The 12,623-nt window shown below is 65.6% G+C and carries 14 protein-coding genes, 1 other RNA gene and 1 pseudogene; 13 read left to right on the plus strand and 3 right to left on the minus strand.

Annotation, left to right across the window (positions count from 1 at the left end; all coding sequences use genetic code 11):
• A pseudogene (locus ACWIQA_RS00970) lies at positions 1–179 on the minus strand (pyridoxamine 5'-phosphate oxidase); the annotation flags it as partial.
• Positions 180–286: 107 nt separating this feature from the next.
• Here ACWIQA_RS00970 and ACWIQA_RS00975 point away from each other — a divergent pair.
• From ACWIQA_RS00975 to aroC, 4 genes are read left to right on the plus strand one after another with little or no spacing between them, the layout of a single operon-like run.
• The gene (locus ACWIQA_RS00975; protein WP_448581198.1) at positions 287–1,177 is read left to right on the plus strand and encodes a DnaJ C-terminal domain-containing protein; all 891 of its coding nucleotides are present in this window, start codon (positions 287–289) and stop codon (positions 1,175–1,177) included.
• A gap of 5 nt (positions 1,178–1,182) precedes the next feature.
• Entirely contained in the window at positions 1,183–2,037 is an 855-nt protein-coding gene (locus ACWIQA_RS00980; RefSeq protein WP_448581199.1) for a YihY/virulence factor BrkB family protein, read from the plus strand.
• Entirely contained in the window at positions 2,034–2,843 is an 810-nt protein-coding gene (gene fabI / locus ACWIQA_RS00985) for an enoyl-ACP reductase FabI (RefSeq protein WP_448581200.1), read from the plus strand. The genes ACWIQA_RS00980 and fabI overlap by 4 nt, the downstream gene beginning before the upstream one ends.
• Entirely contained in the window at positions 2,843–3,925 is a 1,083-nt protein-coding gene (gene aroC / locus ACWIQA_RS00990) for a chorismate synthase (protein WP_448581201.1), read from the plus strand. The genes fabI and aroC overlap by 1 nt, the downstream gene beginning before the upstream one ends.
• Positions 3,926–4,242: 317 nt before the next feature.
• Here aroC and rnpB read toward each other — a convergent pair.
• An RNA gene (gene rnpB / locus ACWIQA_RS00995) (RNase P RNA component class A) lies at positions 4,243–4,628 on the minus strand.
• Between the two features lie 109 nt (positions 4,629–4,737).
• Between rnpB and ndk the strand changes: the two genes are divergently transcribed.
• Positions 4,738–5,160 carry a nucleoside-diphosphate kinase gene (gene ndk, locus ACWIQA_RS01000; protein ID WP_448581202.1) on the plus strand — a complete coding sequence of 141 codons (423 nt, stop codon included), beginning with the start codon at positions 4,738–4,740 and terminating at the stop codon, positions 5,158–5,160.
• Between the two features lie 69 nt (positions 5,161–5,229).
• Here the strand turns inward: ndk and ACWIQA_RS01005 are convergent, their stop codons facing one another.
• Positions 5,230–5,814: an HNH endonuclease gene (locus ACWIQA_RS01005; RefSeq protein WP_448581210.1), complete on the minus strand. Its 585-nt coding sequence runs from the start codon at positions 5,812–5,814 to the stop codon at positions 5,230–5,232.
• 161 nt (positions 5,815–5,975) lie between these two features.
• On the opposite strand from ACWIQA_RS01005, the gene gluQRS reads away from it, so the two are divergent.
• From gluQRS to ACWIQA_RS01045, 8 genes are all read left to right on the plus strand, one after another.
• The gene (gene gluQRS, locus ACWIQA_RS01010) at positions 5,976–6,842 is read left to right on the plus strand and encodes a tRNA glutamyl-Q(34) synthetase GluQRS (protein ID WP_448581203.1); all 867 of its coding nucleotides are present in this window, start codon (positions 5,976–5,978) and stop codon (positions 6,840–6,842) included.
• The gene (locus ACWIQA_RS01015; protein ID WP_448581204.1) at positions 6,839–7,048 is read left to right on the plus strand and encodes a twin transmembrane helix small protein; all 210 of its coding nucleotides are present in this window, start codon (positions 6,839–6,841) and stop codon (positions 7,046–7,048) included. The genes gluQRS and ACWIQA_RS01015 overlap by 4 nt, the downstream gene beginning before the upstream one ends.
• Before the next feature lie 7 nt (positions 7,049–7,055).
• Positions 7,056–7,634 (plus strand): cob(I)yrinic acid a,c-diamide adenosyltransferase, encoded by a 579-nt coding sequence (locus ACWIQA_RS01020; protein ID WP_448581205.1) that lies wholly within the window; start codon positions 7,056–7,058, stop codon positions 7,632–7,634.
• Positions 7,634–8,824, plus strand: coding sequence for a M20 metallopeptidase family protein (locus ACWIQA_RS01025; RefSeq protein WP_448581211.1), 1,191 nt, complete (start codon positions 7,634–7,636; stop codon positions 8,822–8,824). The genes ACWIQA_RS01020 and ACWIQA_RS01025 overlap by 1 nt, the downstream gene beginning before the upstream one ends.
• A 99-nt stretch (positions 8,825–8,923) precedes the next feature.
• Positions 8,924–9,673 carry an electron transfer flavoprotein subunit beta/FixA family protein gene (locus ACWIQA_RS01030; RefSeq protein ID WP_448581206.1) on the plus strand — a complete coding sequence of 250 codons (750 nt, stop codon included), beginning with the start codon at positions 8,924–8,926 and terminating at the stop codon, positions 9,671–9,673.
• Positions 9,670–10,614, plus strand: a complete 945-nt coding sequence (locus tag ACWIQA_RS01035) for an electron transfer flavoprotein subunit alpha/FixB family protein (RefSeq protein ID WP_448581207.1) — start codon at positions 9,670–9,672, stop codon at positions 10,612–10,614. Before ACWIQA_RS01030 ends, ACWIQA_RS01035 begins: the two co-directional genes overlap by 4 nt.
• Positions 10,615–10,621: 7 nt before the next feature.
• A complete protein-coding gene (locus ACWIQA_RS01040; protein WP_448581208.1) occupies positions 10,622–11,404 on the plus strand; it encodes a S1/P1 nuclease in 783 nt (260 codons plus the stop codon).
• Between the two features lie 55 nt (positions 11,405–11,459).
• The coding region (locus ACWIQA_RS01045) for an esterase-like activity of phytase family protein (protein ID WP_448581209.1) at positions 11,460–12,623 on the plus strand (1,164 nt) is incomplete at its 3' end.

Consider the following 12,623-nt stretch of genomic DNA (forward strand, 5'->3'; position numbering starts at 1 on the left):
GTGTAGACGACAAAACCTCGAGCGTCGAACCGCTTCAAAAGCACCATCCGCACATCGGGCCAGATGCTTTCATCTTCGCCCAACGCGACGGTTGCAAGCGCACAGGCGTTCGGATCGTTGATCTCGCACGCTTCGGCCTCCGCCAACCAGCCCCCGAACCGCGCCACGGGATCTTCCATGGCCGCCGCCTAGGCCGGCTTGCGGGGCGGTGCAAGGCCACCTAGATGCATGTGGCTTTCTGGCAACAGTAGGCGTGCTGCTGCGGACCTTCTAGACTCGATCGCGAATGGCTGATCCTTATGTCACCCTGGGTGTCGACAGAAATGCCGATGAGGCTGCCATCAAGCGCGCCTATCGCAAACTCGCGAAAGAACTTCATCCCGACCGCAACGCCCATGATCCGAGGGCGGCAGAGCGGTTCAAGAGGGTGACAGCCGCCTATGACCTTCTTTCCGACAAGGCCAAGCGTGCAGCCTATGATCGCGGCGAGATTGATGGCGATGGCAACCCGCGCATGCCACGCGGCTTCGACGGCTTTGCGCGCGCCGGGTCGCGGCCCGGTGGCTTCCGGCCCCCTCCGCCAGGCGACTCCGCCAGCTTCGAGGCGGATTTCGGTGACATTCTCTCCGAGCTGTTCGGTGGCGTGCGTGGCGGTCGGACGGGCCCACGCCCGGCAGCGAAGGGGCCCGATGTTGCTTACCGCCTTGCTGTTTCTTTTGCCGATGCCGCGCTCGCCCGGCCACAGCGGATCACGTTGCGCTCGGGCCGGACGGTCGACGTGAAGCTGCCCCCCGGCGTCGAGGATGGCCAGCAGCTCCGCCTCGCCGGCCAGGGCGAACCTGGGCCCGCTGGTGCAGGCGATGCCATCGTGACAATCGTCATCCAGCCCGATGCCCGCTTTGAACGCAGCGGAGATGATGTCCGAACTGACTTGGCGGTTCCGCTTGCCAACGCTGTTCTCGGTGGCAAGGTCCGTGCGCCCACACTGGAGGGGGATGTGATGCTGGCGATCGCACCTGGGACCAGCTCGGGCAAGGTGATGCGCCTCAAGGGCAAGGGCTGGACTCGCCGTGACGGCACCCGGGGCGATCTTCTGGCCCGAGTTATGGTCGAGGTGCCAGTGGGCGACGCTGCGCTCGAGAAACTGTTCCGCGAGCGGCAGACAGGGCAGGGCTGAGCCTGGTGGGCCGGCCGTTCGGCCCTGCGATTGCGCTTGTGCGCGAGATTGTCGGCGCTGCCTGGCAAGACGGATCCCTTCATGCTGGCAATTTCGCCTATCTCGCTCTCGTCACCCTGTTCCCGGCTGCAATCCTGGTGACTGCCCTGGCCGGACTTGCGGGCCGCTCGGAGGCCGGAAGCTATGCCATTGCCGGCGTCCTCGGCTTGCTCCCGCCAGCTGTCCGCGACGTGATCGGCCCACTCCTCGACGAGGTCATCGCTGGCAGTTCGCGTGGCGCACTCGGCCTCTCGGTCCTCGTCGGTCTCTGGACCGTCTCCGGCTTTCTCGACACGCTGCGTGGCATCATCTCAAGGGCCTATCGCGCCCAAGACGATCGGCCTTTCTGGAAGACGCGGCTTCTCGCCACGGCCGCGAGCCTGGCTTTCGCTGCATCCGTGCTGCTCAGCGTTGCGATTTCACTGTTGCTGACACTTGCTTTCAAGCTTCTGGCAAGGCTCGATCTTGGCTTCCTCATTCCCCCGCTCGCCTGGCTTGCGCCCATCCTTGTCGCCTTTGCGGCGCTATGGGCGCTGTTCGCCAGTCTTGCCCCTCGGGTCGCAGCGACCGGCCCGCACTGGCCGGGCGCGCTCGTCGTCATCCTGCTGTGGACTGCGGCCACACTTCTCTTCGATCCCATTCTTGCGGCAATGGGCGGCATGGCCCGCACCTATGGCGCTCTTGCGGGAGTCATGTTGGCGCTGCTCTTCTTCTATGGCATCGGCTTTGCCATTGTTCTTGGGGCGGAAACCAACGCGGCTCTTGCGAGGCACCGCCAGGCCGGGTCGGGGCACAAAGGCAACAAGGGGATGCGCGGATGAGCGGTTTGATGGCAGGCAAGCGCGGGCTCATCATGGGGGTTGCGAACGACCGCTCGCTTGCCTGGGGAATCGCATCTGCCCTCCATGCTGAAGGCGCGGTGCTCGCCTTCTCCACTCCAGGTGAAGCCTTCGCTCGGCGGGTGCGGCCGCTTGCGGAGCGCGTCGGATCCGCCCTTGTGCTCGACTGCGATGTCGCAGATGACGCCTCGATCGACTCCTGCTTTGCTGAGCTTGCCCGCCACTGGGACCGGCTCGACTTCCTTGTCCACGCCATCGGCTTTTCCGACAAGGAAGAGCTCCGCGGCCCCTATCTCGCGACGTCGCGGGCGAATTTCCGCCTGTCGATGGATGTCTCCTGCTACAGCTTCACCGCCGTCGCCCAACGCGCTGTCCCGATGATGACAGCAGGCGGAAGCCTTCTCACCCTCAGCTACTATGGCGCCGAGAAGGTCGTGCCGCACTATAATGTGATGGGCCTCGCCAAAGCCGCGCTCGAAGCCTCGGTCAAATATCTTGCAGTCGATCTCGGCCCCCGCAACATCCGCGTCAACGCCATCTCGGCCGGGCCGATCAAGACGCTGGCAGCAAGCGGAATCGGCGATTTCCGCTACATCCTCAAGTGGAACGAACTGAACGCCCCCTTGCGCCGCAACACCAGCCTTGCTGATGTCGGCGGTGCTGGCCTCTACCTCCTCTCCGACCTCGCCTCGGGCGTGACCGGCGAAATCCACCATGTCGACTCGGGCTACAACATCATCGGCATGAAGGCCGTCGACGCGCCCGACATCGCGCTCGCCCGCGACTAATGTCCTTCAACAGCTTCGGCCACAGTTTCCGCTTCACGACCTGGGGCGAAAGCCATGGCCCGGCTATCGGAGTCGTTGTCGATGGCTGCCCGCCTGGCCTGCCGCTCGCCGAAGCCGACATCCAACCCTTCCTCGACCGCCGCCGCCCCGGCCAGTCCCGCTTTACGACCCAGCGTCAGGAGCCCGACCAGGTCGAGATCCTCTCCGGCACCTACGAAGGCGTCACCACCGGCACGCCCATCTCGCTTCTCATCCGCAACCTCGACCAGCGCTCCAGGGACTATGCCGAGGTTGCCGCCAGCTACCGCCCCGGCCATGCCGACTGGGCCTATGACGCCAAATATGGGCTGCGCGACCCGCGCGGAGGCGGGCGCTCCTCGGCGCGGGAAACCGCCTGCCGGGTGGCCGCTGGCGCGGTTGCGAGGAAGGTGCTAGGCGAGAGCATCCGCATCTCCGGCTATCTCGTCGAAATGGGCGGCGATGCGATCGACCGGGCGAACCTCGATCTGGCCGAAGTGGCGAACAATCCCTTCTTCTGCCCCGACCGTGAGGCCGCCAACCGCTGGGAACGGCTGCTCGAGTCCGCCCGCAAGGCTGGCTCCTCGCTGGGGGCGATTGTCGAAGTGGTGGCAGATGGCGTGCCCGCCGGCTGGGGTGCACCAGTCTACATGAAGCTCGACAGCCAGCTCGCTGCTGCCATGATGGGGATCAATGCGGTCAAGGGCGTCGAGATCGGTGCCGGCTTTGCTGCCGCCCGCCTGCGCGGCGAAGAGAATGCAGACCGGATGCGCCCCGGCGCCGAAGGGGAGGGCCCCCGCTTCCTCTCCAACCACGCTGGCGGCACGGCCGGCGGGATCAGCACGGGCCAGCCGATCGTGGTGCGCCTTGCGCTCAAGCCCACCTCCTCGATCCTGACTCCGGTCGAGACCATCACGCGCTCGGGCGAGGCAACCGAGATCGTGACGAAGGGCCGCCACGACCCCTGTGTCGGCATTCGCGCTGCCCCCGTTGCCGAGGCGATGATGGCGCTTGTCCTTGCGGATGCCATGCTGATGCACCGCAGCCAAACCGGCCGTGGCTAGCGTGACCAGCGCTCGAAGCGCACACGCGTAGGCGAGCCAGTTTCCAGAAACGTCTGGTAGTGGGTTCGCCGCATCGCTTCCCGAACCGGGCTTCCCTGACCTTCCGGTTGGCCCAGAACTGCGGCCGACAGGCACTCCTTGGCACTTTCTCGCCAATGATCCGTTCGATCTCGATCAGGGTGAGCTTGAACTGGCCGACCGATTGCCGAGACGCATAGTCGGCAAGTTTCCCATATTTGCCCATCAGCCCCTCCCGGTCCGGAGAGGCAGGATGCCACGGTCAAAAGTTTATTCAAGATGCGCCTTGCAAAGCGGAATGGGCCACATATCCTGTAAGCCGGGTTCTGTCCCCTTCTCGGGGGGCAGCCATTCCTCTCGGGCGCGTGTCGCCACGCACCTCCAGCAACCAACCCGCACGCCGGCCGGATCGTGCCGTGGCCCCTTGCGAGGCCATGCGTGCCTATTCGGTCTTGCTCCCGGTGGGGTTTGCCCTGCCACCCCCGTTACCGGGAGTGCGGTGCGCTCTTGCCGCACCATTTCGCCCTTGCCGCCACCCCCGCGTGCGCCGGGGCCGGGCGGCGGTCATGCTTTCTGTGGCACTTTCCCTGGGGTCACCCCCGGCGGGTGTTACCCGCCACCGCCGATCCGTGGAGCCCGGACTTTCCTCGAAGGCCAAGGCCTGCGCGACTGCCCGGATATGTGGCCCACAGGGCATCTGGCCCTGTCCCGGCAGCGGGTCAAGCCTTGGCGGCTTGTGCATGGCAGCAGGCAACGCTAGGCGGCGCCCGATTTTCCGACCAGAGGACCAAGCGATGGCCATCACCCGCACCTTTTCGATCATCAAGCCCGACGCTACCCGCCGCAACTTGACAGGCAAGGTGACGAGCATGCTTGAAGAGGCAGGCCTCAGGGTGATTGCATCAAAGCGCATCCGCATGACGAAAGAGCAGGCCGAGGGCTTCTACGCCGTCCATCGCGACCGCCCGTTCTTCCACGACCTCGTGGCCTTCATGACCTCGGGCCCGGTTGTCGTCCAAGTGCTCGAAGGCGAGGATGCCGTTGCCCGCAACCGAGCGGTGATGGGTGCCACCAACCCAGCCGATGCAGCGCCAGGCACGATTCGCCGCGAACTTGCGGAATCGATTGAAGCCAACAGCGTTCATGGCTCTGACAGCGACGAGAACGCCGCCATCGAAATCGCCTTCTTCTTCAAGCCCGAGGAAATCGTGGGTTAGCCGCGTCCGGCTGCGCCGTCGGTCGGCGTGTCTGGCGATCAGGCTTTGCCTGACGAAAGCCGCCTCGGCTCACGCCTCCAGCTCGACATCCCAATACAAGTAATCCCGCCAGGTCTCGTGGCAGTAGTGTGGCGGGAAGGCGCGGCCATTCTCCTGCAGCTGGTAGCTTGTCGGCTGGAACGGCCGCTGACGTGGCATCATGTGCGCTTCCGCCGGAGTCCGGCCGCCCTTCCTCAAGTTGCAGGGCGCGCACGCCGTCGTCACATTGGTCCAGGTCGTCCGCCCGCCATAGGCCCGCGGCACCACATGGTCGAACGTCAGATCCTCGCGGCTGCCGCAATACTGGCACTGGAAGCGGTCGCGCAGGAACAGGTTGAACCGCGTGAAGGCCGGATTGGTCGAGGGCCGCACATATTGCCGGAGCGCGACGACCGAAGGCAGCCGCATCGCAAAGCTTTGCGAGCGGATCTCGCGGTCATACTCTGCCACCACGTCCACTCGCTCGAGGAAGGCGGCCTTGATGGCATCCTGCCAAGACCACAGGGAGAGCGGGTAGTAAGAAAGGGGTGTATAGTCGGCATTGAGCACCAGCGCTGGGCAAGCTTCCGGCGAGACATTGCGCTCCAGCCGCTCAAGGACTTCGGGATGATACATGCCGGCAAGACCTCCCACTGCGCCCACGCAGACCTGGAAATCCGGCCCTATCGCACCTCGGGCAGGTGGCTCCCACCGCCTGCGCCGCCCCTATACCAGAGGCTGTATGTCGCCAATATGACAGCACCACATCTCGTAGGGGTCAAGCGCGACTTTCTGTCATGACCGAGATTACCCGCTTTGCTCCCAGTCCAACCGGACCGCTTCACCTCGGCCATGCCTTCTCGGCGGTGCAGGCAGCAGCCCATGGCGCCCTCATGCTCCGGATCGAGGATATTGACCGCAGCCGCTGTCGCCCAGCGCATGTTGCGGGGATCCTGTGCGATCTCGCCTGGCTCGGCCTTGCGCCTGCTGCTTTCCTCCTCCAGTCGGAAGCGCGCCCGCGCCACCGCGCCGCCCTCGACCTGCTCCGCCAGCGTGGCCTGCTCTACGCCTGTACCTGCACAAGGGGGCAGGTAGAGGCCGCCGCCGCCCCGCACGAAGGCGAAACGCGCGCCTACCCCGGCACTTGTCGCGGCCGCTCGCCGCCAGCCGACATGCCCTTTGCTTGGCGGCTTGATCTCGCCGCGACTGGCCTGCCCATGGTCCAGGAGTGGGAGGACCTTGCCACCGGCCGGCAGCAAGGCCGCGCCGACGCGGCCGGAGACCCCATAATCTGGCGCAAGGATGACTGGCCTGCCTATCATTTCGCCTGTGTGCTCGATGATGCCGCACAAGGCGTCACTCTCGTCGTCCGCGGCCGCGATCTTGCCGAGGCCACGCCCCTTCAACGCCTTCTGCAAGCGCTCTTGGGTCTCCCGGCGCCGCGCTACCTCCACCATCGGCTGCTGCTCAATGCCGCAGGCAAGCGCCTTGCCAAGCGCGACCGGGCAGAGACGCTTGCCAGTCTAGGCGCGCTCGGCGTGCGGGGTGCCGATCTTGCCGCGCGCCTTGCAGCGCTGCCGCCTGTTGGCCCGGACCTCCTTGCCTCAGCTGCGGCTGCAGGGAGCGTGCATTCTTTGCAGGACCAGCCTAGGAAGGGCGTGTGAACAGCGTCATCATCGCCCTCATCCTTGTCGCGGCTGCCGCCGTTGCAGTCACACTGGTGCGCGGCGTTCTCACCATGGCCTCGGGAAAGGACGTCTCCGGCACTCGGTCGAACCAGCTGATGTTCTGGCGCGTCGCGCTCCAGGCCATCGCCGTCCTCCTCGTCGTCGCCCTCTTCCTCCTCTCCGGCCGCGGCGGCGGCAACTGAGCTGAAGATGGTCAAGCTTAACCGGATCTACACGCGAACCGGCGACGATGGCACAACAGGCCTCGCCGATGGCTCCCGCCTTGCCAAGGATGCTGCTCGTGTCGCTGCCTATGGCAGTGTCGATGAAGCCAATTCCGCAATCGGAGTGGCGCTCCTTCACGCAAGCGGTGCGCACCAGGAAATGCTACTCCGCATCCAGAATGATCTCTTCGACCTTGGCGCTGATCTTGCGACTCCAGCTGGGCCCGAAGGCGGGAGGGCGCTGCGTATTGTCGAATCCCAGGTCGCGCGCCTGGAAGCCGAAATCGACTCGATGAACGCGGATCTCGCGCCTCTCTCGAGCTTTGTGCTGCCTGGTGGCACTGCGCTTGCAGCGCATCTCCACGTCGCCCGCACGGTCACGCGTCGGGCCGAGCGCGCGGCCGTGACAGCAGCAGCCGAGGGCGACATCAACCCGCTTGCTCTCCACTATCTGAACCGCCTGTCTGACCATCTGTTTGTCATGGCGCGCCATGCCAACCTGGCTCTGCACGGCGGCCAAGGTGACGTGCTCTGGGTGCCGGCCGCCAACCGGGAGACGCCGTGATGGAGACTCTGATCGCCGCGGCCGACGCACTTTTGCCTGACATGGTCGCACTCCGCCGCGCGATCCATGCCGAGCCGGAGCTCGGCCTGATGACACCCAAGACCAGCGCCAGGGTGCGCGAGGCGCTCGCCGACCTGCCGCTGGAGTGGCGCGAGGGACCTTCCACCACCGGCCTTGTCGCCACGCTCCGGGGCGGCGCCAACGGTCGCACCGTGCTGCTGCGTGGCGATATGGACGCGCTTCCCATGCCCGAAGACACCGGCCTCCCCTTTGCCAGCCAGGTCGAAGGGGTGATGCATGCCTGCGGCCATGACAGCCACACCGCCATGCTGGTTGGCGCTGCGCGGCTGCTGTGTGGCATGCGCGAACAGCTTGCCGGCACGGTCATGTTCATGTTCCAGCCCGGCGAGGAAGGCCACCATGGCGCCCGCTTCATGCTGGAGGATGGCTTGCTCGACCCGCTGCCGGACGCCGCCTTCGCCCTCCATGTCATGCCCAACGCCCCGCACGGCATGGTCGGCGGCCGGGCCGGTGCGCTTCTTGCCTCTGCCGACCTCCTCGAAGTGACGGTGGTGGGGAAGGGCGGCCATGCGTCCATGCCGCACGATGCCCTCGATCCCATCCCGATCGCTTGCGCCATCGTCTCGGCGATCCAGACCTTTGTGACGCGCGAAGTTCCTGTGGCTGATCCTGCGGTCGTCACCATCGGCCGCATCCAGGCCGGCACCACCAACAATGTGATCGCCGAGAAGGCCGAGCTTCTCGGTACCATCCGCACCCTCTCGCGCCATCGCCGCGCTGCCGTCCAGCAGGGCTTGCGCCGCCTCGTCGAGGGGATTGCTGCCGCCCATGGTGCAACCGCGCATGTCCGCTTCACCGAGGGGTTTCCCGTCACCGTCTGCGACCCCCGCGCAGTTGCCTTCGGCCGCGCAACTGTCGAAGCGCTATTCCCCGGCGCCTGGCAGGAGATGGCCCAGCCGGTCATGGGTGCTGAGGATTTCGCTTACGTGCTTGAGAAAGTGCCCGGCGCCATGTTCTTCCTCGGCGTCTCCCACGAAGGCGCCGAATGGCGGCAATGCTGTCCGCTCCACTCCAACCGCATGGTGCTCGACGAAAGCGTCATGGCCCGCGGCGCTGCCCTTCATGCAGCGCTTGCCATCCGGTTCCTGGAGAACGGCTTCTCCGCCTGAACCCCGGCATGCCCTCCATGCGGCCCCGCGTTCGTTGACAGGCCGGCGACGTTTCCGCATGGGCGTGGGGTCAACGAAGCGCGTCCAGGGAGCCCCGCGATGAAAGTGCTGGTGCCCGTCAAGCGGGTGGTCGACTATAATGTGAAGGTGCGGGTCAAGTCCGACCAGACCGGGGTCGAGCTCGCCAATGTCAAGATGAGCATGAACCCGTTCGACGAGATCGCGGTCGAGGAAGCGGTCCGCCTCAAGGAAAAAGGCGTCGCGACCGAAATCGTCGTGGTCTCGATCGGCGTTCCCCAGTGCCAGGAAACCATCCGCACCGCGCTCGCCATGGGCGCCGATCGTGGCATCCTCGTCCAGACCGATGTCACCACCGAAAGCCTCGGGGTCGCCAAGCTCTTGGCGAAGATCGCCGCCGAGGAAGCGCCCGGCCTCGTCATTCTCGGCAAGCAGGCAATTGATGACGACGCCAACCAGACAGGCCAGATGCTCGCTGCCCTCCTCGGCTGGCCGCAGGGTACCTTTGCTTCCAAGGTCGAGCCAGGCGACGGCCATGTCGCCGTCACCCGCGAAGTCGACGGCGGCCTCGAGACAGTCGAGCTCCGGCTTCCTGCCGTTGTCACCACCGATCTTCGTCTCAACGAGCCGCGCTATGCTTCGCTTCCCAACATCATGAAGGCGAAGTCGAAGCCGATCGCGATGAAGACCCCAGCCGACTATGGTGTCGATCTCACCCCCCGGCTCGAGGTCCTGAAAGTGACCGAGCCGCCCAAGCGCAGTGCCGGTATCAAGGTCAAAACCGTCGACGAACTCATCGGCAAGCTCAAAGAAGCGGGAGCGATCGCATGAGCATCCTGGTCCTCGCCGAACATGACAACCAGCAGCTGAAGGACGCGACGCTGGCTGCCGTCACTGCTGCCGGCGCGCTTGCAAGCCACGCTGGTGGCGAAGTCCATATCCTTGTCGCAGGGGACAGCTGCCGCCCTGTCGCCGAGGCGGCCGCGAAGGTTGAGGGCGTGGCGAAAGTGCTGTGTGCGAGCGATCCCGCCTATGGCCATGCACTGCCTGAGAATGTCGCCCCGCTCGTCGCCGGCCTCATGGCGGGCTACGACGCCCTCGTCGCCCCCGCCACCTCGCGTGGCAAGAATATCGCGCCGCGCGTCGCTGCCCTTCTCGATGTCGCCCAAGTGTCGGACATTCTCTCGGTCGAAAGCGCCGACACCTTCACCCGCCCCATCTATGCCGGCAACGCCATTGCAACTGTGCGCTCGGGCGATGCGAAGAAGGTCATCACCGTGCGCGGCACCGCTTTCGCCAAGGCGGCAAGCGGCAGCGGCGCGGCTGCGGTTGAGGAGATTTCCGGCCCCGGCGATGCGGCGCTCTCCAGCTTCAAGGGCGCCGAGCTCACGGCCTCGGAGCGGCCGGAGCTCACGTCAGCCAAGATCATCGTCTCCGGCGGCCGCGCGCTCGGGAGCAGCGAGGCTTTCCACAGCACGATCGAACCGCTTGCCGACAAGCTCGGCGCTGCCATCGGGGCCAGCCGCGCTGCCGTTGACGCCGGCTATGTGCCCAACGACTACCAGGTCGGCCAGACTGGGAAGATCGTCGCCCCTGAACTCTATGTCGCTGTCGGCATCTCGGGTGCAATCCAGCACCTTGCAGGCATGAAGGATTCGAAGATCATCGTCGCCATCAACAAGGACGAGGAAGCACCCATTTTCCAGGTGGCCGATTTCGGCCTTGTCGGCGATCTCTTTCAGGTCGTGCCTGAACTGACGGCCAAGCTCTAGCGCCTGTGTGACCAGGGCGAGGGTGATGCGGCTCCTCCTTGCCCTGCTGTTGGCAACACCGGCGGCCGCCTGGGGGCCAACTGGCCACCGCATTACGGGCGCCCTTGCTGAGCATTATCTCTCGCCGAAGGCCCGTGCTGGCGTGCGCGAAATCTTGGGCAGCGAAAGTCTCGAGGAAGCCTCAACCTGGGCGGATCACATGCGCTCGGCACCGGGCCTTTTCTGGCGGGTGACAGCAAGCCCCTGGCACTATGTGACCGTCCCCGATGGCAAGCGCTGGCGCGACCAGCCACCCCCTGCGGAGGGCGACGCACTGACAGCCCTCCGGCGTTTCGAATCGACCCTCAAGGACGTGAAGGCCCCGCTCGAGGAGCGCCAGCTCGCGCTCCGCTTCGCCATCCATATCGTCGGAGATCTCGCCCAGCCATTTCATGTCGGCCGCCCCGGCGATCGCGGCGGCAATGACGTCAAGGTCCGCTTCTTCGGCCGCGAGACCAATCTCCATGCTGTCTGGGACAGTGACTTGATTGACCATGAGCGGCTCGCCTTCAGCGAATGGGCCGCACGCCTGCATCGCCGCCTGACTCCAGACCAGCTTCGGGCCTGGTCCAGCCCGGACCCCGAGCAGTGGGTCGATGATGCTGTTGCCATCCGTGGCAGCCTCTACCCAGCCGCCCCGGACCTTGGCTTCGACTATATCTTTGCCCATCGGGAGCGCCTCGATCAGCAGCTTGCCAAGGGCGGGCTCCGGATCGCCGCGTGGCTCAACCGCCTATTCGATACGCCCTGAAATCGTCATCAGCCGGTAACAAAGTTCCTGCAGGGCGGCTGCAGGAGGGCATTCCATGATTCGCAAGCTTCTGACGACCGTTGCGCTGGTGGCAGCAGCGCCGGTGGCGGCCACCGTCACCTACACGGGCATGTGGGCCGTTCCCGGCAATGCGACGGACCTTTCGGGCTTTGGCCCAGCGACGGCAGGCAACCGCCTCTCCTTCGGCTCGGATCTTTTCTACGACAAGGTGTCGGGGACCTTCTGGGGCAACACCGATCGGGGCCCCGGTGGTGGTGTCCTCGGCTTCCAGCCGCGAGTCCATCAGTTCACGCTTGCCATCCAGCCTGACGGCTCGGTCACCGGTTTCACCCTCCTCAAGACGGTCAACTTCTCCATGCCCGACGGCCGGCCTTTCGACGGCCTCAACCCGCAGCTCCTCAACGGCAGCAAGTCGGTCCTTGGCCTCAGCCATGATCCCGAGGGTCTCGTCGTCCTTCCCAACGGTCACTTCCTCGTGGCCGACGAATATGGCCCCTCGCTCTACGAGTTCGACCGGAACGGAGTCTTCCTCCGCGCCTTCGAGACTCCAGCCAATCTTCTCCCGCGCCAGGCCGACGGTACGCTGAACTTCGTTGACGGGCGCGGGGGTGCAACTCCCGTTGCCACCGGCCGGCAGGACAATCGTGGCTTTGAGGGCCTCACCCTTTCGCGCGATGGCAAGCAGGCGATTGCGGTTCTCCAGGACCCGCTGATGCAAGAAGGTGGCCCCGGCGCTCGCGAAGGCCGGCGCAGCCGCAACGTGCGCGTGGTTGTCTTCGACATCGCCACCGGCAAGGCCGTCGCCCAATATATCTACCAGCTCGAATCGCTTGCCGACATCAATGGCCGGATTCCCGGCACGGCGAATGACTTCCCAGCGACAGCCCAGGGCCGCAACATCGGCCTCTCCGGCATCATGGCGCTTCCCAACGGCAAGTTCCTCGTGCTGGAACGCGACAACCGCGGCCTCGGGGTCGACCCCGTGCTCGACGGTCTTCTCCCGGTTGGCACAAAGCGCATCTGGCTGACCGACTTCTCGGGTGCGACCGATGTGTCGAGCATCAGTCTTGCGGGTTCCAACGTGCTCCCGCCTGGTGTCACCCCCGCCACCAAGACGCTCTGGCTCGACATTGACGCCGAGCTGACCCGCGCTGGCGTGCCCGTGGGCGAGAAGATCGAGGGCCTCGCCTTCGGCCCC

The organism is Thermaurantiacus sp., from assembly GCF_053487655.1.